Source organism: Prauserella rugosa, from assembly GCF_000719975.1.
GTDB classification, from domain to species: Bacteria; Actinomycetota; Actinomycetes; order Mycobacteriales; family Pseudonocardiaceae; genus Prauserella; species Prauserella rugosa.
Genome location: NZ_JOIJ01000015.1, coordinates 33,266 through 56,895, shown reverse-complemented (window position 1 = coordinate 56,895; position 23,630 = coordinate 33,266). Strand labels below are relative to the sequence as shown.

The following is a 23,630-nucleotide window of genomic DNA, read 5'->3' as shown; positions in this document are numbered from 1 at the left end:
AGGGTATGCGGCCCCACCGACAATGTCGGCCCGCGGCTCGCGGCCGGATCCACCGGTCGATCGCTCGACGACCGGGCGCGCACCGAGCAAGATGATCGCCATGCACCCGCCGAAGTGCGAGACCTTCGACGTCGCAGCCGGGACCAACACCGACCCCAAGGGCATCGTCCGCGAGGTCGACGAGTACCGGGTCACCCCCTTCGGCCTGTACCTGGCACGGCCCACCCCGGGCAGGCGCCAGTTCCACTACCTCGAATCGTGGCTGCTGCCCGAGCTCGACCTGCGCGTGACCGACTTCTGGTTCAACCCCGGGTACGAGAAGGACCAGGACTTCTACCTCGACGTCGTGTCGATCACGCGCGGCGACGACGTGTGGCACGCCCGCGACCTGTACCTGGACCTGGTGCTGCGCCAGCACCGCGACGTCGAGGTCATCGACACCGACGAGCTCCTCGAGGCGGCGAGCACGGGCCTGCTGACCCACGCCGACGCCGCCGAGGCCCTCGAGACCGCCTACACGGCGCTGGCCGCCCTGTCCCGCCACGGCCACGACCTCGGCGCCTGGCTCGCCACTCTCGACGTCACCCTCACCTGGAAACGCCGTGACTGAGTCGCGCGGCGATCACCTTCCTGGCGGCTTCGCGCACACGTGCCGTAACGGTAACTTCACCCAAAGCACGCGATTGCTGGGAGCTCTGCGGAGGTGGTGGCCGTGGCACATAGCGCTCTCACCTGGGTCGCCCTGCGAGCGAAGGGCGGTGAAACCTCGGCCATCACCCGAATGCCGCGCGATCACATCCACCGGGTGCAGCCGATGATGATCCTCGATCAGGCATCGACGGCGGAAAGCCAACTAAGCTGCGCTGTTCGATCCGCACAGCATCTGCACTGTCACGGTCGTGCGCTCGCGGTCGACGCCACGGACACGGAGCCCTCCGAATTCGCCCCACAGGGTCCTCTCGGAGCACTGATCGACCGGCTGGAGGCCGAAAGCGACCTGTTCGGTTCACTACCGATCCTGCCGGTGGTGCGTCACGGCGCCACGGTGCAGATGGCGGCGAGCATCGGCAGGCTCGGCTCGGAGACAGGCACGGGCGTCGCGGTCCGTCTTCGCCCGTCGGCCCATCTCGCCGTCGAACTCGCACGGCTCCTAGCAGCCGTAAGGACGCCCCCGTCTTCGACGGACATCGTGCTCGACCTCGGTTTCGTCGAATCAGCAACCACCCACACCACGGATCGTGTGGTGAGTTCCGTGGAGGCGGTGAAAACGACCGCGGAGTTCCGCAGCCTTGTCCTGTTGAGCGGCTCGGTACCGGCACAACTCGACAGGCGAGGTGCATGGCGTCAGGACCGACACGAAGAGCAGCTGTGGCATGCGGCGACCACGCAGCACACCGACGTACTTTTCGGCGATTACGGTGTCGTCCACCCTGCGCCCGGCCAGGGATGGCGAGCCCGCCATGTCAGCGTGAAGTACAGCTGCCGAGCCGGCTGGTGGTACGGACGGCGCCCAATCCCCTCGCCCGACGACGCGGAATCTCCCTCTGTGGACGGGCCGCCCCGGGCCCGCGCCTTCCGCAACGTATGCCGGGACCTGACCGACGATGCGGTGTTCGCAGGACCGGACTTCTCGTGGGGCGACCATGCCCTGTCCGTGGCAGCGGATGGCGGGGCGAAAGGCCTTGGCGACTCGAGCAAGCCGATCGCTTTCGCGACCTCGCACCACCTGGCCTATCTCGCCGGGATGGGCACGGCTGCGTAAGCGTCACGCCTCCCAGCCGGTGTCGGCTGCCCAGCGCTGCGCGCGGACGAACGCCGCGTCGACCCACGACTGCTTCTCCTCCGAGTAGTTCAGCGAACTCGCGTCGTCGGCGTGCGCGCGTGCCAGCCGCTGCTTGATGTCGGCGTACACCTCCGCCTCCTTCGGGTGTTCGCGGATCCAGTCGCGGAACAGCAGCGCCAGCCGCCACGCCGGTCCCTCGGTCGAGCGCACGTGCAGGTTCACCGGGCGCTGCGGATCGGCGCCGTAGTGGAATCGCTTGTGCCACCGCTCCGGCGGCGTGGACTCGTCCTGCGGTTGGTCGAACCAGTGCCCCTCGGCGCGCACGAAACCCGCGTCCGACAGCGCGTCGCCGATGAGGTCCGCATCGGCCAGGGTGCGCACGGTCAGCTGCAGGTCGATCGTGTCCTTGGCGGGCAGCCCCGGCACCGCGGTCGACCCGATGTGGTCGACCCGAACGGCCTTGTCGCCCGCCGCCACCCGCACCCGGGCCAGCAACCGCTCCGCCTGCACCGCCCAGGTCGGGTCGGGCTCCACGATCACCGGGGGCTTCGGCGGACGCGGGGCACGCAGCCGCACGTTCGCCTCGAACGGAACCAGCCGCTCGTGCCACAGCTCGTCGACCTCGGCCCGTACCTTCTCCTGCGTCCCGCTGTTGTCGAGCCACACGTCCGCGGCGGCCTCCCGCTGCTCGCGGGTCGCCTGCGCGGCGATCCGGGCGCGGGCGTCCTGTTCGGCCATGCCGCGGGAACCGACGAGGCGTTCGACGCGCACGTCCTCGTCGGCGTCCACGACCAGCACGAGGTGGTAGTTCGCGCCCATACCGCCCTCGACGAGCAGGGGGATGTCGTGCACGACGATCGCGTCCGGGGCCGCCTGCTGCATCAGTTCGACGGTGCGCCGTCCGATGCGCGGGTGCGTGATCGCGTTCAGCCGCGCCCGTGATTCGTCGTCGGCGAAGGCCTTGGCCGCCAGCGCGGTGCGATCGAGCTCGCCGCCCGCGGTCAGGACGGACTCGCCGAACTCCGCGACGATCTCGGCGAGTCCGTCCGTTCCCGGTTCGACGACCTCCCTGGCGATCCGATCGGCGTCGATCACCGTGGCACCGAGCTCGGCCAGCCTCGCGGCCACCGTCGACTTGCCCGATCCGATTCCACCCGTCAGCCCTACACGCAGCATGCGCGCATTCAACCAGTTCGCCACGCGGGCCGACGCTCCGCCGTCGACCAAACCGTTATGCAGCGAATTCGGGTGACACGCCGTCGGGTTCCACCACACTCAGGCGTTGACTACCTACTGTCCCTGGCGACGGCTATCGCTCATACGGAGGAACGATGCCCGCCAACACGTACGTCGGCAAACACCGACTGGGCACACCGGGCCTGGTGCACTGTGTCATGCACCGGGCCGTCGCGCAGGCGCTCGACGAGCACCGGCGCAACTGGCTGACGGCTCTGCTCGTACCCGCGAAGCACAGCCTCGCCGGCCTGCGCCGCCGCGCCCGCGCCGCCGCACACGAACGCGCCTGGGCACCCGCCACCGCCTGACGCCACCCCGCTCGGCCGCCGGCCTCGAGACAGCCGAACGGCCCGCCGCTGCCCCGTGCAGTGGCGGGCCGTTTCGCATGTCCGTGACCGGTGTCGCGCCGCAGCTGCCGCGCGACACCGGCACACCCACACATACGACGGCGGCCCCGATCCGTTGCCGGACCGGGGCCGCCGTTCTCGCTTCACAGCGCGTCCGAACACCTCCGCGAGGTGTTCACGCTACTCACGCACCGCCGGAGAGCTTCTCCCGCAGCGCCGCGAGCTGCTCGTCGCTGGCCAGCGTGCCGCCGCTCTGGGCGGGCTGCTCCGACGACGTGGACGTCGACGAGGAGGTCGAGCCGCCACCCGAGGTGTAGTTCTGCTCGCCACCCTCGACACCGGTCGCGGCGTCGGCCGCGGCAGCGGCGTTGGCGGCAGCAGCCTCGGCCACCTGGCGCATGTGCTGCTCGTAGCGAGCGTGCGCCTCGGCGTACTGCTTCTCCCACTCCTCGCGCTGGGCCTCGTACCCTTCCTGCCACTCCTGGGTGTCGGGGTCGAAGCCCTCGGGGTAGATGTAGTTGCCCTGCTCGTCGTACTCGGCGGCCATGCCGTACTGCGTCGGGTCGAAGTCGGCGTCCGGCGTGAAGCCCTCGTTCGCCTGCTTCAGCGACAGCGAGATGCGACGACGCTCGAGGTCGATGTCGATGACCTTGACCATGACCTCGGTGCCGACCTGCACGACCTGCTCCGGGATCTCCACGTGGCGCTCGGCCAGCTCGGAGATGTGCACCAGGCCCTCGATGCCCTCCTCGACGCGGACGAACGCGCCGAACGGGACGAGCTTGGTGACCTTGCCCGGCACGATCTGGCCGATCGCGTGGGTGCGGGCGAACTGACGCCACGGGTCTTCCTGGGTGGCCTTCAGCGACAGGGACACGCGCTCGCGGTCCATGTCCACCTCGAGGACCTCGACCGTGACCTCCTGGCCGACCTCGACGACCTCGGACGGGTGGTCGATGTGCTTCCAGGACAGCTCCGAGACGTGCACCAGGCCGTCGACGCCGCCGAGGTCCACGAACGCACCGAAGTTGACGATCGAGGAGACGACGCCCTTGCGGACCTGGCCCTTGGCCAGCGCGTTGAGGAACTCGCTGCGCACCTCGGACTGGGTCTGCTCCAGGTAGGCGCGACGGGACAGGACCACGTTGTTGCGGTTCTTGTCCAGCTCGATGATCTTGGCCTCGAGCTCGCGGCCGACGTACGGCTGCAGGTCGCGCACGCGGCGCATCTCGACCAGCGAGGCGGGCAGGAAGCCGCGGAGGCCGATGTCGAGGATGAGGCCGCCCTTGACGACCTCGATGACGGTGCCCTTGACCGGCTCGTCCTTCTCCTTGAGCTCCTCGATCGTGCCCCAGGCGCGCTCGTACTGGGCGCGCTTCTTGGACAGGATCAGACGGCCTTCCTTGTCCTCCTTCTGCAGGACAAGGGCCTCCACCTCGTCACCGACGGCGACAACCTCGGCCGGGTCGACATCGTGCTTGATGGACAGCTCACGAGAGGGGATGACGCCCTCGGTCTTGTAACCGATGTCGAGCAGCACTTCGTCACGGTCGACCTTGACGATCGTGCCTTCGACGATGTCACCATCGTTGAAGTACTTGATGGTCTTGTCGATCGCGGCGAGGAAGTCTTCCTCCGTCCCGATGTCGTTGACGGCGACCTGGGCCTGCTCGGCGCTCGGGGCGGTGGTGGTGTCGATGGTCATTAGGTGGGTTGCTCCGGTAGCGGATAGATGTCGAAGGGTGTGCAGTTTGCCAGCGCAGTGACGGCAGTCCGCTCGCGACCGCCCGCCGACTCCGCGCCGAGGCTGCTCGACCCGGGGACGTAGGGCGGCGCAGGCCGGGTCGACGACGAGGACGACCAGCGGAGACAGACACGGAACCCGCGCCATGAACAGCCGCTGAGGATCATCTCGAGGTGCGCGACCACACCGCCCCGGCGGACCGGAGAACCGGACCGATAGGCGAAGGAGGCGCGAAACCCACTGCGCTAACAAACATCGTACGCGGCCTGCGGTGACCGGCACAATCAGGGGTACGCCGGTGATCAGGCGGCCGTCCGGGGCACGATGGGGCCGTGTCCTCGGCATCGTTTTCGGCCTCGTTTTCGGCCTCGTCCCCGGGATCGCCGAAAGGCCCCTCCGCCGCGCACACGGGGAACACCGCGTCCGGAAGTTCGACGTCGGAGACCCCGTCCCCGGCACGCTACGCCGGCACCGAGAGCGCGCTCGGCACGGCGGGTGTCGCGTATCGCCGCGTCGAGTCATCCGAGGCCGAGCGGGCCAATCTGTCCTGGTGGGACGCGGACGCCGACACCTACCTGGCCGAGCACGGCGACTTCCTCGGCGACGCCGACTTCGTCTGGTGCCCCGAGGGCGTGCGCGAGGAGGATGCACACCTGCTGGGTGATCCCGCGGCGCTCGAGGGCGCGGACGTGCTCGAGGTCGGCTGCGGAGCCGCGGCCTGCGCCCGCTGGCTGACCTCCCGTGGCGCGCGGGTGGTCGCACTCGACCTCTCGGCGGGAATGCTGCGCCACGCCGCCGACGCGGCCGAACGCACCGGCCTCGCGCCGACACTGCTGCAGGCCGGTGCCGAACACCTGCCGCTGCGCACCGACTCGTTCGACGTGGCGTGCTCGGCGTTCGGCGCCCTTCCGTTCGTCCCGTCGCTGGAGACCGTCTTCGCCGAGGTGGTGCGCGTGCTCCGGCCCGGCGGCAGGTGGGTGTTCTCGGTGACGCACCCGATGCGGTGGATCTTCCCCGACGATCCGGGTCCGACCGGTCTCACGGCGACCCAGCCGTACTTCGACCGCACCCCCTACGTGGAACAGAACGCCGACGGTGAGGCGACCTACGTCGAGTACCACCGCACGCTCGGCGACTACGTGCGTGCACTGCACGCGACGGGCCTGCGGCTCGTCGACCTGATCGAGCCCGAATGGCCCGCGGGCCACACCCGCACGTGGGGCCAGTGGAGCCCGCTGCGCGGCAAGCTCTTCCCCGGGACGGCGATCTTCCGCACCGAACTGGCCGACTGAGCCGCACACCGCGCGCCGCACCGCCCGACCCACCTCGCGGCCGCAGATCACGCCGAAGGGTGACCCTCCGTGCCGTCCGGTCGCGACGCGCCTATGATTTGAACTGACTGGTCAGTTCAAAAGGATGGCGTATGCAGATGATCGCCGATCGGGTCGGTGTCGGCGGCCCGCACGGAACCCTCGTGCCCCAGACCTCGCTCACGGTGGCGTCGGGCGAACTCGCCCTCGTCGCGGGAGATCCGGGGGCCGGCGTGACCGCGTTCGGGCTCGCACTCGCGGGACGCCTGCGGCCGTCGACCGGAACCGTGACGATCGCCGAGTCCGACTCCGATTCCGACTCCGGGGCCGGGGCCGATGACGCGGACGACGCTGACGCCGAAGCCGATTCGGACTCCACTGCCGATTCCACTGCCGATTCCACTGACTCCACCGCCGACTCCACCGCCGACTCCGACGCCGAGGCCGAGGCCGAGGCCGAGGCCGACGAGCCGAACGGGAGCACGCGGACGACGCGGCTCACCGCTCCCGCCGAACTGCGCCGCTGCAGTGCCGTCGTCGACTCCCCCGGCGTCAGCGAACCGGACGAGGCCCTGCCGGTGCGCGTGGTCGTCGGCGAGGAACTCGCCCTCGCGGGAGCGCCCGCGAGCAAGGCCGACGTCGCCCGCTGGCTCGCCGAGCACGACGCCGCGGCGTTCGCGGGTTCCCGGTTCGAGCACCTCGACGCCGGTCTGCGCATCCGCCTGCTGACCGCACTCGCCGCGTCCCGACCCGGGGTCGAGCTGGTGGTGCTCGACCGGCCGGACCGCCACACGAGCAACGTCGACGCCTGGCTGGATGTCGCCCGTGCCCACGCCGAACGCGGCCTCGCGGTGGTCGTGCTGACCGCCACCGCACCCGATTCCGCTCTGCCTGCCACCCCCGCACGGCTCGGCAGGCTCAGCCAGCCCGACCCCATGCGCTGTCTGCGGGAGGACCACTCGTGAACGCCGTTCGCCTGGCCGGCAACGAACTGCGCAGGCTCACCAGCGGCACCCTGCCGAAGCTGGCGATCTGCGCGATCGTCCTCGTGCCGTTGCTGTACGCCTCGCTGTATCTCTACTCGAACTACGACCCGTACGGCAGGCTCGACAACCTGCCGGCCGCGATCGTCAACGACGACGCAGGAAGCGGCCGCGGCGACGACCACCGTGAGGTGGGCGCCGACGTCACCGACGAGCTGGTGCGCTCGGGCGACTTCGACTGGCACCAGGTGTCGGCCGAGGAGGCGCGCAACGGCGTCCGCGACGGCGACTACGCGTTCGCGATCACCATTCCCCGCGACTTCACGCGGTCGCTGACCTCGAGTGCCGACTTCCAGCCTCGCCAGGCCGGCATCACGCTGACCACCAACGACGCCAACAACTATCTGTCGCACACGATCGCCAACCAGGTCGCCGAACAGGTGCGGGACACGATCGCGAAGAAGGTCGGCCAGCAGGCGGCGGACCGGTTCCTCGTCGGCTTCTCGACCATCCACGAGAAGACGCAGAAGGCGGCGAACGGCTCGCGCGAGCTGGCCGACGGTGCCCGCGAACTCCGCGACGGCCAGAAGAAACTCGCGAGCGGCGCCGGCCAGCTGTCCACGAGCAGCGCACAGCTCTCGCAGGGCCTGGCCACGCTCAAGTCCAACACCGAGGAGCTGCCCGCGCAGACTCGGCAGCTCGCGCGGGGCGCCAAGCAGGTCGCGGCGGGCAACGAACGGATCGCGGCGACGGCGTCCGCACTGGCGGAGGGGTCGACGCAGCTGCAGAACCAGCTCGGCAACGTCGACGACCGGCTCGCGCAACGGCTGCGGGAGGAAGGGCTCGGCGACGACGAGGTGCAACAGGTCCTCGGCGTGCTGGGCGAGCTGCGCACCCCGGTGGAGGATGCCGACCAACGGGTCCAGCAGGCCTCGTCGAACCTCAACACCCTCGCCGAGGGCTCGCAGAAGGTCGCGCAGGGCGCGCAGCAACTGGCCTCGAGTTCCCCACAGCTGACCAGCGGCATCGCCCAGGCCGCCGACGGCGCGTCGAAACTCTCCAAGGGCGCCGCCGAACTGGACGAGGGCGAGCAGGACGCGCTGTCGGGTTCGCGGGACCTCGCCAAGGGAGCGGGCGAGCTCCGCGACGGCCTGAACGAGGGACTCGACGACATCCCCAACACCGACGACGACACGCGGGAGGCCACGGCACGCACGATCGCCGACCCGGTCTCGGTCGACAACGCCGACATGGCCAGCGCAGGAACCTACGGAGCGGGGCTCGCGCCGTTCTTCATCGGCCTGGCCACCTGGATCGGGGCCTTCGTGCTGTTCCTGTTGCTGCGCCCGCTGTCGACACGGGCGCTGACGGCGGGCGCCTCGCCCCTGCGGGTGGCGATCGGCGGGTGGCTCTCGGCCGCGACGCTCGGTGCCGCGCAGGTGGTGGTGCTGTTCGCGGCGGTCACGTGGCTGGTCGGCATCCACGTCGCCAACCCGGTGGCCGCGCTCGGCTTCGCGATCCTCACGTCGCTGACGTTCACCGCGATCGTGCACGCGCTCAACGCGTTGTTCGGGGCGGTCGGCAAGTTCCTCGGGTTGGTCCTGCTCGTGTTGCAGCTCGTCAGCGCGGGCGGCACGTTCCCGTGGCAGACGCTGCCGGACGCGTTGCAGCCACTGCACATGGTCCTGCCGATGAGTTACGTGATCGACGGGCTCCGGCATCTGCTCTACGGTGCGCCGAACGACCGGGTGTTGCTCGACGTCGGCGTGCTGGTGGCCTATCTGGTCGTCGGACTCGCCGCTTCGACGCTCGCCGCCCGCAAACGTCGCGTGTGGACGGTGTCGCAGCTGAAACCGGAGTTGGCCCTGTGACGGCGCAGACGGGCACCACCCGCCGCCGGTTGTTCGACGCGACGATGCGCCTGGCACGCGGCACGGGACTCGCGGGCGTCACCGTCGACGACATCGCGGCCGAGGCCGGCGTCGCGAAGGGCACGGTGTACTACAACTTCGGCAGCAAGGACGGGCTCGTCGAGGCGTTGCTGCGCTACGGGGTCGCCGATCTCGGCAGCCGGATGCAGGAGGCGATCGACGAGGCGGAGGACGCCACGGCGGGCCTGGCCGCACTGGTCGATGCCGCTCTGGAGTTCGTCGAGCGGTATCCGGGGTTCTCGCAGATCCTCGTCAGCGAGCTGTGGCGCACCCCGGGCCGGTGGGCCGAGACACTCGCACCGTTGCGGCGCGACATCCTCGCCATCCTCGAGGGGCAGCTCGAACGGGTCGCCGCCACCGGCCGGTTCCCCGCGGGCGTGCCCGTCCGCACCGCGTCGGCGGCACTGTTCGGAACGCTGCTCGTGTCCGCGCTCGACTGGCTGGTGTTCGAACCGGATCGTCGCCGCGAGGACGTGCGCGACTCGATTCTCACCCTGCTGGCGGCGCGGGCGGGCACCGACTGACGCGGGGCGCTCAGGGCCCGGGCACCGGGCGGCGTTCGCCGAGCTGGTGGACCGAGGTCGGCCTGCCGTCGAGTGCCCTGCGCACCCCGTCGAGGACGCCGCGCTCGATCTCCTCGTGTCCGAGCGGCCTGCCGAACGCGATGTCGGAGGTGGTGCCGAGCAGCACCTGCTGGGTCGCCCTGTCGCGGTAGAACGGATCGGGAGGTTCGATCACGTCGCCGTGTTCCGGCACGGCCGACACCTCGACCACCGGCGCGGTGTCGGACAGCAACGGTTCGACCGCCTCGAGCACCGCGCCGCGGTAGGCCGCGTGCAGCCATGCGACGAGCAGGTCGGCCGGTCCGTCGAGGACATGACCGGCCTTGCGGGCGAGTTCGGCCGGCTCGTCCCAGTGGGCCTGCACCCACGTGGCTTTCCCGGAACCGACGCTGGTGTGCCGGTTGCCCGCGGTCCAGCGCACCGACCGCAGCTGCGGATCTCCCACGGGAATCGGTGCGTAGCGCCGGCTCGGCAGCACCACGCGCCAGCCGTCGACCGCGAGTTCCCGCGCGACCCTTCGGAGCATTCCGGTTCCGGCCAGGATCAGCGCGCGACGCGTCATGGTCGACGACGTTAGCGGTGCCGACGCCCGTTCGCAGCGCATCGCCCCTTCGCAGCGCATCGCCCGTTCGCAGCGCATCGGCGCCGCGGGGAGCCGAACCGGCGTATCGGACCTGGGTCGCTCACCGGTACCCAGCGGACCCGAGCGTCGGTGCCGAGCCGTCGGTGTCGGCCAGTCCCGAGCAGTGCCGAGGGGCGCTCAGTGCGCGGCGTCGTCCCAGGAGCGGCCGAAGCCGACCGACACCTCGAGCGGCACGGCCAGCTCGCACGCCGACCCCATCTCCCGCCGCACGAGCGTCTCGATCTCGGCGTGCTCACCGGCGGCGACCTCGACGACCAGTTCGTCGTGCACCTGCAGCAGCACCCTGCTGCGCAGATCCGACGCGGCGAGCGCGGCGTGCACGTTGAGCATGGCCACCTTGATGATGTCGGCGGCGCTGCCCTGGATCGGCGCGTTGAGCGCCATGCGCTCGGCCATCTCCCTGCGCTGGCGGTTCTCGCTCGTCAGGTCGGGCAGGTAACGCCGCCTGCCGAAGATGGTCTCGGTGTAACCGACCTTCGTCGCCTGGTCGACGATCGTCCGCAGGTAGTCCCGCACCCCGCCGAAACGGGCGAAGTAGTCGTCCATCAGGCCGCGGGCCTCCTCGGTGGAGATCCGCAGCTGCTGCGACAGTCCGTACGCCGACAGCCCGTAGGCCAGGCCGTAGTTCATCGCCTTGATCTTGGCCCGCTGCGGCCCGGTGACCTCGCTCGCCTCGACGCCGAACACGGCGGCGGCGGTCGCGGCGTGGAAGTCGACGCCGCTCTGGAACGCACTGATCAAGTCCTCGTCGCCGGACAGGTGAGCCATGATCCGCATCTCGATCTGGCTGTAGTCGGCGGTCATCAGCTGGTCGTAGCCGTCGCCGACGACGAAGGCCTCGCGGATCTGCCTGCCCTCGTCGGTGCGGATCGGGATGTTCTGCAGGTTCGGGTCCACAGAGGACAGCCGGCCGGTGGCGGCGATCGTCTGGTGCAACGTCGTGTGGATCCGGCCGTCGGGCGCGACCGCCTTGATGAGCCCCTCCACGGTGCTGCGCAGGCGCGCGGCGTCCCGGTGCTCGAGCAGGTGCTGCAGGAACGGGTGCTCGGTCTTCTCGTAGAGGGTCTGCAGCGCGTCGGCGTCGGTCGTGTACCCGGTCTTGGTGCGCTTGGTCTTCGGCATACCGAGCTCGTCGAACAGCACGACCTGCAGCTGCTTCGGCGAGCCGAGGTTGATCTGCTTGCCGATGACGCTGTGCGCGTTCTCGGTCGCCTCCTTGACCCGCGCCGCGTAGTGCGCCTCCAGCGTGGTGAGCCGATCGAGGTCGACGGCGATGCCGGCCGCCTCCAACTCGGTGATCACCGACAGCAACGGCAGTTCGATCTCGGCCAGCAGCGACCGGCCACCGATCGCGTCCAGCTCGCCCGCCAGCACGTCGGCGAGCTCGGCCGTCGCCCGCGCCCGCACCAGCTCGTCGTGGACCAGTTCGCGTTCCTCGTCGTGTTCGGCTCCGCCCGCGGTGTCCAGCAGCGACAGCTGTCCCTCGCCGCCCGCGGACTCGTGGCGCAGTTCCCGCTGCAGATACCGCAGGACGAGGTCGGCGAGCTCGAAGGTGCGCTGGCCCGGACGGACGAGGTAGGCGGCGAGCTCGGTGTCCATCGCGAGCCCGCGCACCCGCCAGCCTCGCGCGAGCAGGGCGTGCAGTGGCGCCTTGAGCGCGTGGCCGACCTTGCGCACCTCGGGGTCGGCCAGCCAGGAACCGAGCGCGGCCTCGTCGGCCGGGTCGAGGGTCGTGAGGTCGACGTAGGCGCCCTCGCCGTCCGGAGCGGCCAGCGCGACGGAGGCGGCATCGGCCGCGATCGACGCACCCGTGGTGCGCACGGCCAGACCGACCGTCGAGCCCGCCGCGGCGTGCTGGGCGAGCCACGATGCGACGGTGCCCGGCTCGAGCGCCCCTCCGGTCACCGTGAAGCCTTCGTCGGCCTCCGGTTCGGCGCTCGACAGCGTGGCGAACAGCCGGTCCCGCAACACCCGGAACTCCAGCTCGTCGAACAGCCGGTGCACCGCGTCCCGGTCCCAGGCGCGCACCTCGAGATCGGCCGGGGTCGACTCGAGCGGCACGTCGCGGACCAGCTCGGTCAGCTGGCGGTTGAGCAACACCGCGTCGAGGTGACTCCGGAGCGCGTCACCGACCTTGCCCTTGACCTCGTCCACGCGGTCGACGAGCTCGGCGAGCGAACCGAACTGCCGGATCCACTTCGCCGCGGTCTTCTCCCCCACGCCGGGAATGCCGGGCAGATTGTCCGAGGGGTCGCCCCGCAGCGCGGCGAAGTCCGGGTACTGCACGGGCGAGAGTCCGTACTTCTCCTCGACCCCGCCCGGGTCGAACCGCACGAGGTCGGACACACCCTTCTTCGGGTACAGCACCGTGACCGTGTCGGTGACGAGCTGCAACGCGTCCCGGTCGCCGGTACAGATGAGCACCTCGTACCCGACGCCGGTCGCCTCGGTGGTGAGCGTGGCGATGAGGTCGTCGGCCTCGTAACCGGGCTTCTCCAGCACCGGGATCGCGAGCGCGTCGAGCACCTGTTTGATGAGTTCGACCTGCCCCTTGAAGTCGTCCGGGGTCGCCGAGCGGTTGGCCTTGTACTCGGCGAACGTCTCCGAACGGAACGTCTGCCTGGACACGTCGAACGCCACGGCCAGATGCGTCGGCGTCTCGTCCCGCAACAGGTTGATCAGCATCGAGGTGAACCCGAAGACCGCGTTGGTGACCTGGCCCGTCGACGTGCGGAACCGGTCGGCGGGCACCGCGAAGAAGGCGCGATAGGCCATCGAGTGGCCGTCGATCAACAGCAGACGCCGCGGTGCGACGTCCGCGTCGGTGGCGGTGCCTGCGGAGGCTGCGGTTTCGGTGGTGACGGTGTCGCCGGTCTTCGCGTTGGGGCTCACGTCCGTGAGTCTAGGGTGAGGGTCCGACAGCGTTGCCTGTCGTATCGACGGAGGAGCGACGAGTGACCGACAACGGTTCTGAGCAGGCGTTTCGCGAGGCCCTGGCCGGCATCACACCGGAGATCGCGGCACAGCAGCTCAACGACAAGGTGGGCATGACGTTCGGGCAGCTCTCGCCCGAACGCGTGACGGCGACGATGCCCGTCGAGGGCAACCTCCAGCCCTACGGGCTGCTGCACGGCGGGGCGAACGCCGTGCTGGCCGAAGCGCTCGGCTCCACGGTCGCCGCGCTCAACGCCGGCGACGGGCGGATCGCCGTCGGCATCGAGTTGAACTGCACCCACCACCGTTCGGCCACCTCCGGCACCGTCACGGGCGTGGCCACTCCCCTGCACGTCGGCCGCAGCGCCGTCACCGCGGAGATCGTCATCAGCGACGACGCGGGCAGGCGCACCTGCACCGCTCGGCTGACCTGCATGGTCCGCGACAAGCCCCCGTCGGCCTGATCACCGTCGGCAGCGATGGATAGCCTGACCGCATGAACCGCGACGAGCCGTCCACCGCGGACCAACTGTCGGCCTACCTCGACACCCTCGACAGCGCCGTCGACACCCGAGACAGTGCCCTCGACAGCGCCCTCGGGGACACCGCCGACGGGGACGGCCCCGACCACGCGGTCGACCCCGAAGCCGTGCACACGGCCTACCAGCTGCTCGTCGGCGAGTGCGCGGTCGGCGAGCTCTCCCGACTGCGCAGCGGCGACCTGACCCGACTGCTGCTCGAGGTGTATCCGCAGGCCAGGCCCGACGACGACCCGAACGAGGCGGTCGACGCCGTCGACGTGCTGGTCGACTTCGCCTTCGACGCCGGGCACATCGACGAACAGCTGCACGCCGAACTGCTCGAGGAACTCGACGCGGCGGAGACCGCCCTGCTCGGCTCCCTCGACGTCCCGCGGATCGCGGGCGACGAGCCGAACCTGAAGGAACTGTTCAACCTGCCCGACCGGCTCGGGCCGATCCGGCTGCCCGCGGAGAGCGACCTCGCCGAGGTGGCGCGCCGGTCGACGCTGCTGGCCACGACGCGCGCGTTCGCCGAACGGATTCTCGACGGCGCCGACCAGGCCGGCGCAGCCGAGGCGGCCGGCGTGTCCGACGAGGACCTGCCCACGATCTCCGCGCTGGCGTCCGAACTGGGCTTCCTGACCTTCGACGCCGACGAGCCCGACGACGCCGACGACGTCGACGGTCCGGAAGCCGGGGACGACGCCGAAACCGACGAGAGCGCACCCGAGCCTGCCTGCGGTCCGACGTTGGACGAGTGGCCGGGCGGGGACGACGAGGACGTGCTCACCGTCTGGGGGCATGCGCTGAACTGGCTGCTCGCGTGGAGCCTGCCGTCCGACGCCGACCGGGCCGGCGAGGAGACACTCGACTTCACGGGCACCTCGGCCTGGTTCGCGCCACTGTTCATGACGTGGCGGGTCGGACTGCCGGTGGCCGCGATCAGCGACATGATGGCCGACATCGCGGGCGACGATCTGACCGCCGACCAGGCGCGCGCCGCGTGGTCGGCATGGTCGGCCGAGCACGGCGACCCCGCCGAGGTGCTGCTGGGCAGACTGGCCTCGCACGGTGCCGTCGAGGTGACGCACTCCGAGGCGGCCGGCGGCCCGCTCGCGCGGATCACCGATCTGGGCGCGGCATCCCTGCGCGGCGAACTCATCGAGTCCGATGTGGATGTTCCGCTGCTGCCCGACCCCGAGGACGTGACGGCGGCCGACCTCGTCGAGGTGCTGCTGCACGGTCTCGACGGCGAACTGGAGGCCGAGGCTCCCGCGTGGTTCGAGGCACGGACGCCGGAGGCGGCGGCCGACGCGCTGCTGGCCGAGGCGGCCCAGGGCGACGCCGCGCACCGGGCCGGCGCGATCGCGCTCGTACGCGAGTACACGGGCGTCGAGGCCGAACCGGCGTGGCGCCGCGCCGTGGACCTTCCGAACGTGAGCCTGCACGCACGCAACGAGCTGGCCGCGCTGCACGAGGCCGACACCGATCTCGACGACGCCGAGATCGGCTGGCTGCTGGTGGACACGATCGCGGGCCAGCTGCCCCGGGACCGCCAGCCCGACGAGGCCGAACAGTTGACGGGCCTGTTGACGCGGTTGATCAGCACGGACACCGCGGCCGTGGTGGAGACCATGTGGCGGGCCGAGCACCCCGAGGTGCTCGACGTCCTCACCGCCCTCGGCGAACTGCACCCGGACAAGGCGATCGCCAAGGCGGCACGGAAGGCGGGCCGCAAAGCCGCCGACCGCGCGGGAGCCTGAACCGCCGGCCGAACAGCGGCCCTACAAGCAGCGGGCCCTACCAACAACGGGCGCCCCGTCACCTCGTGAGGTGACGGGGCGCCCGTGTCGGATCTGCGGGTGCCGACTCGCTCAGTCGGCGATGCTCTCGATCACGGCCTCGGCGACCGCCTTCATCGTGGAACGGCGGTCCATGGCCGTGCGCTGGATCCAGCGGAACGCGTCCGGCTCGGTGAGCCCCTGCTGCGTCATCAGCAGGCCCTTCGCCCTGTCGATGACCTTGCGGGTCTCCAGGCGGTCGGTCAGCCCGGCCACCTCCGACTCGAGCGCCTGCAGCTCGGCGAACCGGCTGACGGCCAGCTCGATCGCCGGCACGAGGTCACGCTTCGCGAACGGCTTGACCAGGTAGGCCATCGTGCCGGCCTCGCGGGCGCGCTCGACGAGATCGCGCTGGCTGAACGCCGTCAAGATCACCACGGGGGCGATACGGTCGCCCGTGATCTTGGAAGCGGCCTCGATGCCGTCCAGCTTCGGCATCTTGACGTCGAGAATCACCAGGTCGGGCTTGAGCTCGGTCGCCAGCTTGATGGCCTCTTCGCCGTCGCCGGCCTCACCGACCACCTCGTAGCCTTCCTCGCGCAGCATCTCGACGAGGTCGAGACGAATCAGCGCCTCGTCCTCCGCGACCAGCACACGACGCTGGGGTGCCGCGGCGCCTTCGCTGGCCTCGGTTGCCGCTTCGGTCACAGGGCTCCTCCTGGGACGATCAAACACGTAAAGACATAGCGGGTTTCGCCATGTGAAGACTACCTGCTATGTCGCTGACCGTAACGATGGCCTTCGCCACGCAAGGTGATCACACGCACGAAACCTGCGCGGCCACCGCACGTGCTAACCCGAATGCGGCCTGCATCGCCACACCGAGTACAGTCATCGGCGCCGAACGCCCCCGTAGCCCAATTGGCAGAGGCACACGACTCAAAATCGTGCAAGTGTGAGTTCGAGTCTCACCGGGGGCACTCTCCGACCCGCTACTTCCTGTCGACTGCAGCATGTCCCCACGCGGTCCTGCCGCACCTTCCCCGCCGAGACCCGGGCCGTTGGCACCGCCGGCCGACCATGCCCGAAGGGTTGCTTGAACCGTTTCAACACCTGCCACCACGGGCGCCGACCGAACACCTCCGGACCTACCCACGGGGCGTCGCGAGTACCGCCGCGCACACGGATGAACCTTGACAGCGCCGACACTCCGTACCTAGCGTTTCGGCGGCGAGTGAATCGTTTCAACGTTCTCGGCTTCGCGACGCCCGGCTGATCGGCCGGACGACGTCGCACGTCCCGCGCTCAACGAGGAGTCCGCGTGTCCAGAACACCAGCCGGAAGCGCCGGCGCGACCAATACCCGCACGGCCAAGATCCGCACCAGCACGACCCGCACGGCAGGAAAAGCGATCACGCCCTGGAACAAGAAGGCGGGTCTGGTGCTCACCACCTCGCTGGTGATGCTGGCAACCGCGGTGCCGGCCGGCGCCGTATCCACCGAAGCCGCCGCTCCCGAGGTCCGGATGATCGCGCAGAGCACGCTCGATCCGCAGGGGCTCTACTTCGTTTCCTACGACGGCCTGGTCAACGCGGCCTCGTACCAGCAGAGCGGAATCCTGACGCACAAGGGATTCCAGTACTCCGCCTGGTACACCGCCGACCGTAGCGCCGTCGTGGCCCGCAGGGCCTTGGGTACGACGCACTGGGAGAAGGTCACGTTGCCGCACCGACTCTCGGTCGACGACTCCCACAACACCATCTCGCTGGGGGTCTCACCGGACGACGACCGCCTCCACATCGCGATGGACACGCACAACAACCCCGTCCACTACTTCAGGTCCGAGGCCGGCCTGGCCGGCGGCGGCGGCGCGTGGCGACCGGAATCATTCGGCACCGTCCAACGCACCTTGGAAGGCCTCGACGTGGGTGACATGACCTACCCCCGCTTCGTGGTCGCGCCGGACGGGAGGCTCCAACTGAGCTATCGCACCGGACAAGGATCCGGCAACGGCGTGCTGGAACTGGCCGAGTACGACGGTACCTGGCAGAAGCTCGGTTCCTGGACCAGCAGCACCGGCGAGTACCGCGCCAACGGTGGCACCAGCGCCACGCGGAACATGTACCTGCACGGACTCACCTACGGCCCGAACGGTCGCCTGCATGCGACGTTCACGTGGCGCGAGGGCGACGAGTCCGTGCTGTGCGACCCGGGTGGGCTCACCAACCACGACACCGGTTACGTCTACAGCGACGACCACGGCCGGACGTGGCAGAACAACGCGGGCAAGCGGGTCGCCACCACGGGCGGCGGCCAGCAGGTCTCGATCGATTCGCCCCGGCACGTCGTCCATCACACGGACGTCGATCACGCCCTGATCAACCAGGAGAGCCAAGCCGTCGACAGCACCGGCCAACCGCACGTGCTGGTCAGCCGCGTTCCCGAGGAGGCGACCGAGTGTGTCACCGACTTCACCGCGCAGCGGCGCAGCCAGGGGCGCGTCTATCACCAGCACCGGGACGCCGACGGCCGCTGGGTGGAAACCCAGCTACCCGTGTCTCTGGAGGCGTTCGGGCGTAGTCGCATCGGTTTCGACCGCGCGGACAACGCCTACGCGGTCCTGCCGTACGGCAGGATCCTGACCGCTTCCCAATCCAGCGGCTGGACCGACTGGACGCTGCAGTTCGATCCGAAGGATTTCGACGCCTTCGGTGAAGTCCTCGTCGACGACACCAGAGCCGCTCGGGACGGCACGATCTCGGTGATGTATCAGCAACGTTCGCACGGCACGACGCCGTCACCGGTCAAGGTGGCCGATTTCCGGCTCGGGTAGCCGGACGCGGCCGATCCGGTTAATCGCGCGTGGACGAAAGCCGGTGTGGCTCCGCCACGAACGCGGGGCCACGCCGACCCGCCGGTGCCGGTGACGAGCACCCGCGGGTCGGATCCGAATTCGGCGCCGATCCCCTCAGGCGGGCGGCGTAACGCGCACGGTGCACGGTTCGTCGAGTTCGGAGCAGTGGATCCGCAGCGTGGGCCGGGTGGATCCGTTCGAGGGCGCGATGGCGAGGATCAGCCGGTGGTCCTCGTCGGGGCCGAGGGTGACCGGTTTGTCGGCCGTGGGCAGGTGCCTGCCGAGTCGCAGACCGGTGGCCTCGCCCGGCTCGATCACGATGTCACTGGCCGTGACCGGACCGGCGTTGACGAGGCGGTACACCAGACCGCTGACGTTCTCCAGCCGGAATCGCGGCGCGGCCGACTCCGCGGCCGTCTTCTCCTTGCGGCTGCGGACCTTCCGTCCGATGTCCAGCGCCCGGGTCGCCACCCGCCCCATCACTCGTGCTCCGTTCGTCCTCGCCTCGTCCAGCTTGCGCACAGCGGTCAGCCCCACACCGTCGAGTCACCGAAAAACCACTTCCGCGCCGGCGGCTACCACCGCGACGCGGCACCGCAACCTGATCGGCGCGGTTCGTACTGACCGTCGTTGCGACCCCGCCGGACGTTACGAACACCAGCTCAGGATCGGCTCCACCCGATGCCTCTGCCCGATACCTCCGCCGGGACGTCGATGCGGCACGTCGACGGTTGCTCCTGACGTGACGGAAAGTCCTAGCGTGAAGGTGTCGTCGTGCACGGTGAGGTCGACGCCGGTGACGGGGTGATCTGGATGCACCGCGAGGCGCCCGAACACGGGCTCGTGTCGCCCGCGACCCACGACCGAGGGGGAGGCCTGTGGTCGTTCATGGAGCCCCTTCCCGGCTGACGGCCCCACCGGCGGAGGCGGGCCGGGAGTACCCCGCCGCCACGACGCGACCGGGCCCGTCCTCGACCGCGTCCAGCTGCCATACGTCGAACCGGTCGACCACGAGTTCCGGGACATCGGTGGCCAGCACGACCACTCCGGGGTAGTCGGCGAGCAGGGTCCGCAGCAGTGCCGCACCGCCCGCCCCGAGCTCGTCCTCGATGTGGTCGAGCACCACCAGCGGCGGCTGTCCGTACAGTGCGCGCGCCAACTGCAACCGCGCGCGTTCCGGCGGCGTCAACGGTTCCCCGCCGCGGCGCAGCACGGTCCGTTCACCGTCGGGCAGCGCCCGCACCCGCTCACCCAGCCCGACCGCGTCGAGGGCGCCGCCGCAGGGCAGGTCCGATTCGGGACGGCGATACCGCACGGCGCGGCCGATCGTGCCGCGTTCGAGTGCCAGACCTCGAGCCGCATAGCCGACCGAACACCGCCGCACGCGCGGACGCTGACCACCGAGGTCGTGGCCCGCGACGCGCACCCATCCACGGGCGTGGGTCCCGGTTCCCGCCAACAGCGCCAGGACGGCGTCGGTCCGGTCGCGGCACGGACCGCCGAGCACCACGCGCGCCCCGGGTGCCGCGACCAGGCCGGGCAACCGCACGCCGTCGACGGCCAGGTCGTGCACGTGGACCTCGGCCGGGGCGCGGATCTCGCCGGACCCGGAAGTGTCGGTCGCCGGGCGTGGCGGTTCCGTCTCGCGGGCGAGCGCGGGCGCCAGAACCCGCCGCGCCGCCAGGTAGGACTGCCGATACTCCACGACGCGTCCGAGGTCGTGGATCGGCGTCGCCAGCACCCCGACCACCGTGATCGTCGTGGCGACGAGTGCATGGGCCAGTCCGAGCCCGGCTCCCACGACGACGACCCCGAGGGTGGCCACCGCGGCGGCGGCCACGGCGGTGCCACGCAGGTATCCCGCGACCCTGGCTCGCCGCACGGCGGTCGCGCGCACGCGGCCACTGAGCCTGCGTAACCGGTCCATCTCCCGAGGTACGCCCCCACCGGCGCGGATCGCCGATCCGGCCGCCACGGTGTCGGCGACCTGCGAGGCGAGCCGGCCCCGCGCCTTCCGCACCGTGCGGGCCCGGGCGTAGGCGATCCGGGAGAGCGCGGCGAGCACGCCTCCGAGCACGGCCAGCGGCACGGCGACGGCCAGCGTCAACGCCGGATGCAGGACCGCGAGCACGACCAGAACGCCCGCCACCAACGGGATCCCGCTCGCCAGTGGTGCGACGCCCCAGGCGATCCAGTTGCGCACGGCGGTCAGGTCGTTGGTGGCCCGCGCGATCGTCGTGCCCACCGACGGACCGCGCCCCTCGGCCACCGCGGCGCTCAGCAACCGAAGGCGGATCCGATGCACGTAGTCCTGGCCGAGTTTCTCCGCCAGCACCCACTCCGCGACGCGCACGGCCCCCATCCCGAGCGCCGCGGCCACGAGCGCGGCGAGCCACGTCCACCGCTCGCGTCCGCCGGACTCCAGCAGTCGTGGCATGCAGACCGCTGTCGCGCCGGCGAGCACCGCTTGCGTCAGTCCGGCCGCCACCAGCAACGCGAACGTCTTCGACCGGCCCGCGGTCAGCAACCGGGGCAGTGCGGGATCAGTGGCTGCCGGACCAGGGTTGGGCGGACCAGGAGCGAGCGGACCGGGATCGGGCCGACCGGGATTGGGCGGGCCGGCTCCGTGCGGGCCGGTCACAGGACCGCCCGCACCACATCGGGTTCGGTCAGCGCCGCGGTCTCGATCACGGGAACCGACAGCAGCGACTGCGCCTCACGCATCGCCAGCGGTGCGGACGTCAGAACGCCGCTCACCGCCGTGACGGGCACCCCAGCCCTCGTCAGCACCTCGGCACCACCGACCGCGCCCGCCGCACCGTCCGCCGCGAACACCACACGGTCGACGACCTCCCGGAAGACGGAATCGGACACGAGGCGCGACGTCTCGTCCTGGTACAGCCCGTCGGCGACCTCGAGGACCACGACATCGACGTCCGGAGTGGACAGTTCCCGGACCAGCGCGGTGAGCAGACCGCGCACCTGCGCGTGCTCGAGCCGGAACGTCGACGGAAAACCGAAGTCGGTGAAGTCGAGTACGGCCGACGCGCCCGCGTCGGCGAAACCGTGCGGATCGCCGCCCGCACCGGTGCCGGTGACCTTGCCCGCCGCCACCGTCAATCCCGACCTCGTCGCGCCCCGGATGAGCGAGGAGACCGTCGTCGACTTGCCCGAGTTCATCGACGTGCCGAGCACGGCGACCACCGTCGGACGCCTGCTCTGCCGCGCGGTGTCCGCGGCCACGGACAGCCGGTGGGTGGCGAACCGTTCGAGGGTGACGATGCCGTGGTCGTCGGTGAGCAGACCCAGCGGCCGGAGGGCCGTCGCATCGGCGATCCGGGCGTGTTTCGCCGTGGCCAGTGCCGCCACGCCACCGGCCGCGACCAGGTGCGCCGGCCCGAGGTCGGCGGGCACCTCGGCCTCGAACTGATCCGGTGCGTACCGATGGCCGTAGGCCACGAGCACCTCGTCGCCGACGAACAACGTCTGCCGCCTGCTCACCGGGCTCTCCAGGCGCGTGTGGTTGCCGAGCCGCTCGATCCGGGCGAGTACGACGTCACCGGGATGCGGCACGACCTCGGGGCCGTCCAGCAGTGCATAGCCGGACGGATCGGCGTCGATCCGCGCGGCGACCGACCGGGTCGTGTAAGCCTTTTTCACCCGATGGAGCCGGGCCGCAGAAAGGGGGGTTCCTGGCGGCGCGACGGCCACGTGCGTCGCATTCTCGTCGACCGTGTCCCTCTGCTCTGCCGAGACGCTCATGGTGCCCTTCTCTTTTCGTCCGGATGGCGCGACCTGACGCGCTGTCAACGGAAACGACACTAAGGACGAGGCATGAGCGACCCATGGAGACACGATGAAGAAGCCCTCATCCACGCGACGGAAACGTGACGACGAGGCATACTCCGGGAAACGGCGGAATTGATACCCGATGACCGTGTTCGGGCCGTTCGTCCCGGTTCACCGATTCCGCGACAGCAATTCCTTGGTCCTCCGGGCAGCAATTCCAATTCACCGATTCCGGGTCCTGATTCCGGGTCGCTGATTTCGGGGTGCGTCCACGACGCTCACTCGGTGTGGCCGTCGCCGGTGAGCAGGAGGTCCAGGAACGTACGCAGCGCAGGGTTGTCGTTGTCGCCGCGCCAGGCCACGTGCAGTTCGACCGGCTCGGCGACAGGCGTCGGCACGGGCCGGAAGACCACTCCCTCGAAACGCAACCGCGCGGCCGTCTCGGGTACGAGCGCGATGCCCAGGCCCGCCTCCACGAGCGCCAGCACCGTGTGCACCTGGTGCGCGTGCTGGACGTAGCTCGGCCGCACGTCGGCGGCACCGAAAACGCCCACCACGAGGTCGTAGAAGTACCGCGCCTCCAGCGGCGAGTACCCCACGACGTCGGCTCCGTGGAACGCCGACAGCGCCACCTCCCGCTCCTCGGCGAGTGGATGCCCTGCCGGCAGCGCGGCCACCAGCGATTCACTGCGCAGCGGCCGCGATTCCACCGCGGGCGGCGTCGGCGGGCGCACGAGACCGGCGTCGAGCGTGCCCGCGCTGATCCGGTCGAGCTGGTCGCGCGTGACGAGCTCGCTCAGCACGATCTCGACGTGCGGCAGGCGTTCGGCCGCGGTGCGCAGCACCGTGCCCAGCACGCCGTAGCCCGAGGTGGCCGTGAAGCCGAGGCTGAGCAGACCGGCCCTGCCCTCGGTCACCCTCCGCACCGACTGGGTGGCGTTCTCGGCGTCGTGGAGGAGCCTGCGCGCATCGCGCAGGAACGCCCTGCCCGCCGGGGTCAACCGCACATTCCTGCCGCTGCGGTCGATGAGGCTCACCCGCAGTTCCTTCTCCAGTTGCTGGATCTGCCTGCTCAGCGGGGGCTGGGTCATGGTGAGCCGGTGCGCCGCGCGCCCGAAGTGCCCTTCCTCGGCGACGGCGACGAAGCCCCGGAGCTGGTGGATCGTGAACATCGATGCTTTTCCTGTATCAGAAGATGCCGAAATGGAGTT

Annotated in this window: 20 protein-coding genes and 1 tRNA gene; 12 read left to right on the top strand and 9 right to left on the bottom strand. The window is 70.4% G+C overall.

Annotated features, from left to right (window positions below; translation table 11 throughout):
- The first annotated feature begins 91 nt into the window (after nucleotides 1–91).
- Both IF64_RS0119115 and IF64_RS0119110 read left to right on the top strand, forming a co-directional pair.
- Nucleotides 92–610, top strand: coding sequence for a ribonuclease FAU-1 family protein (locus tag IF64_RS0119115; RefSeq protein WP_030533518.1), 519 nt, complete (start codon nucleotides 92–94; stop codon nucleotides 608–610).
- Between the two features lie 102 nt (nucleotides 611–712).
- Entirely contained in the window at nucleotides 713–1,762 is a 1,050-nt protein-coding gene (locus IF64_RS0119110; protein ID WP_048807108.1) for a beta family protein, read from the top strand.
- Nucleotides 1,763–1,765: 3 nt separating this feature from the next.
- Here the strand turns inward: IF64_RS0119110 and coaE are convergent, their stop codons facing one another.
- Nucleotides 1,766–2,959, bottom strand: a complete 1,194-nt coding sequence (gene coaE, locus IF64_RS0119105) for a dephospho-CoA kinase (protein WP_030533516.1) — start codon at nucleotides 2,957–2,959, stop codon at nucleotides 1,766–1,768.
- A 155-nt stretch (nucleotides 2,960–3,114) separates the two neighbouring features.
- Here coaE and IF64_RS0119100 point away from each other — a divergent pair, with 155 nt between their 5' ends.
- A complete protein-coding gene (locus IF64_RS0119100; protein ID WP_030533515.1) occupies nucleotides 3,115–3,327 on the top strand; it encodes a hypothetical protein in 213 nt (70 codons plus the stop codon).
- 223 nt (nucleotides 3,328–3,550) lie between these two features.
- On the opposite strand, the gene rpsA is transcribed toward IF64_RS0119100, so the two are convergent.
- Nucleotides 3,551–5,071 carry a 30S ribosomal protein S1 gene (gene rpsA, locus IF64_RS0119095; RefSeq protein ID WP_030533514.1) on the bottom strand — a complete coding sequence of 507 codons (1,521 nt, stop codon included), beginning with the start codon at nucleotides 5,069–5,071 and terminating at the stop codon, nucleotides 3,551–3,553.
- A 371-nt stretch (nucleotides 5,072–5,442) separates the two neighbouring features.
- Between rpsA and IF64_RS0119090 the strand changes: the two genes are divergently transcribed.
- The 4 genes from IF64_RS0119090 to IF64_RS0119075 all read left to right on the top strand — a co-directional run bounded on the left by IF64_RS0119090 (nucleotide 5,443) and on the right by IF64_RS0119075 (nucleotide 9,858).
- Nucleotides 5,443–6,402: a class I SAM-dependent methyltransferase gene (locus IF64_RS0119090; RefSeq protein ID WP_030533513.1), complete on the top strand. Its 960-nt coding sequence runs from the start codon at nucleotides 5,443–5,445 to the stop codon at nucleotides 6,400–6,402.
- Between the two features lie 131 nt (nucleotides 6,403–6,533).
- The gene (locus IF64_RS27240) at nucleotides 6,534–7,385 is read left to right on the top strand and encodes a P-loop NTPase family protein (RefSeq protein ID WP_145600379.1); all 852 of its coding nucleotides are present in this window, start codon (nucleotides 6,534–6,536) and stop codon (nucleotides 7,383–7,385) included.
- The gene (locus IF64_RS0119080) at nucleotides 7,382–9,274 is read left to right on the top strand and encodes a YhgE/Pip domain-containing protein (protein WP_030533511.1); all 1,893 of its coding nucleotides are present in this window, start codon (nucleotides 7,382–7,384) and stop codon (nucleotides 9,272–9,274) included. Before IF64_RS27240 ends, IF64_RS0119080 begins: the two co-directional genes overlap by 4 nt.
- Nucleotides 9,271–9,858 (top strand): TetR/AcrR family transcriptional regulator, encoded by a 588-nt coding sequence (locus IF64_RS0119075; RefSeq protein ID WP_030533510.1) that lies wholly within the window; start codon nucleotides 9,271–9,273, stop codon nucleotides 9,856–9,858. Before IF64_RS0119080 ends, IF64_RS0119075 begins: the two co-directional genes overlap by 4 nt.
- Before the next feature lie 10 nt (nucleotides 9,859–9,868).
- Here IF64_RS0119075 and IF64_RS0119070 read toward each other — a convergent pair whose 3' ends face one another.
- Both IF64_RS0119070 and polA read right to left on the bottom strand, forming a co-directional pair.
- On the bottom strand, nucleotides 9,869–10,459 hold the full coding sequence (locus IF64_RS0119070; protein ID WP_030533509.1) for a Rossmann-fold NAD(P)-binding domain-containing protein: 591 nt from the start codon (nucleotides 10,457–10,459) through the stop codon (nucleotides 9,869–9,871).
- A 198-nt stretch (nucleotides 10,460–10,657) separates the two neighbouring features.
- The gene (polA, locus tag IF64_RS0119065; protein WP_084705968.1) at nucleotides 10,658–13,432 is read right to left on the bottom strand and encodes a DNA polymerase I; all 2,775 of its coding nucleotides are present in this window, start codon (nucleotides 13,430–13,432) and stop codon (nucleotides 10,658–10,660) included.
- Between the two features lie 62 nt (nucleotides 13,433–13,494).
- On the opposite strand from polA, the gene IF64_RS0119060 reads away from it, so the two are divergent.
- Nucleotides 13,495–13,938, top strand: coding sequence for a hotdog fold thioesterase (locus IF64_RS0119060; RefSeq protein ID WP_030533507.1), 444 nt, complete (start codon nucleotides 13,495–13,497; stop codon nucleotides 13,936–13,938).
- Between the two features lie 32 nt (nucleotides 13,939–13,970).
- Complete coding sequence (locus tag IF64_RS0119055) at nucleotides 13,971–15,758, top strand: hypothetical protein (RefSeq protein WP_030533506.1); 1,788 nt, start codon at nucleotides 13,971–13,973, stop codon at nucleotides 15,756–15,758.
- Nucleotides 15,759–15,869: 111 nt separating this feature from the next.
- Here IF64_RS0119055 and IF64_RS0119050 read toward each other — a convergent pair whose 3' ends face one another.
- Nucleotides 15,870–16,484: an ANTAR domain-containing response regulator gene (locus IF64_RS0119050; RefSeq protein WP_030533505.1), complete on the bottom strand. Its 615-nt coding sequence runs from the start codon at nucleotides 16,482–16,484 to the stop codon at nucleotides 15,870–15,872.
- 198 nt (nucleotides 16,485–16,682) lie between these two features.
- Between IF64_RS0119050 and IF64_RS0119045 the strand changes: the two genes are divergently transcribed.
- Nucleotides 16,683–16,756: transfer RNA gene (locus tag IF64_RS0119045), tRNA-Leu, on the top strand.
- Nucleotides 16,757–17,097: 341 nt separating this feature from the next.
- Entirely contained in the window at nucleotides 17,098–18,609 is a 1,512-nt protein-coding gene (locus tag IF64_RS0119040; protein ID WP_246134734.1) for a BNR repeat-containing protein, read from the top strand.
- Between the two features lie 135 nt (nucleotides 18,610–18,744).
- On the opposite strand, the gene IF64_RS0119035 is transcribed toward IF64_RS0119040, so the two are convergent.
- Nucleotides 18,745–19,110 (bottom strand): hypothetical protein, encoded by a 366-nt coding sequence (locus IF64_RS0119035; RefSeq protein ID WP_145600381.1) that lies wholly within the window; start codon nucleotides 19,108–19,110, stop codon nucleotides 18,745–18,747.
- A gap of 294 nt (nucleotides 19,111–19,404) precedes the next feature.
- Between IF64_RS0119035 and IF64_RS28065 the strand changes: the two genes are divergently transcribed.
- Complete coding sequence (locus IF64_RS28065) at nucleotides 19,405–19,539, top strand: hypothetical protein (RefSeq protein WP_281292239.1); 135 nt, start codon at nucleotides 19,405–19,407, stop codon at nucleotides 19,537–19,539.
- On the opposite strand, the gene IF64_RS0119025 is transcribed toward IF64_RS28065, so the two are convergent.
- From IF64_RS0119025 to IF64_RS0119015, 3 genes are all read right to left on the bottom strand, one after another.
- Nucleotides 19,517–21,157 carry an ABC transporter transmembrane domain-containing protein gene (locus IF64_RS0119025; RefSeq protein ID WP_051757992.1) on the bottom strand — a complete coding sequence of 547 codons (1,641 nt, stop codon included), beginning with the start codon at nucleotides 21,155–21,157 and terminating at the stop codon, nucleotides 19,517–19,519. The two genes, IF64_RS28065 and IF64_RS0119025, sit on opposite strands and share 23 nt — an antisense overlap.
- A 110-nt stretch (nucleotides 21,158–21,267) precedes the next feature.
- Nucleotides 21,268–22,290, bottom strand: coding sequence for a P-loop NTPase family protein (locus IF64_RS0119020; protein WP_051757991.1), 1,023 nt, complete (start codon nucleotides 22,288–22,290; stop codon nucleotides 21,268–21,270).
- Between the two features lie 407 nt (nucleotides 22,291–22,697).
- Entirely contained in the window at nucleotides 22,698–23,591 is an 894-nt protein-coding gene (locus tag IF64_RS0119015) for a LysR substrate-binding domain-containing protein (protein WP_030533500.1), read from the bottom strand.
- Nucleotides 23,592–23,630 lie beyond the last annotated feature (39 nt).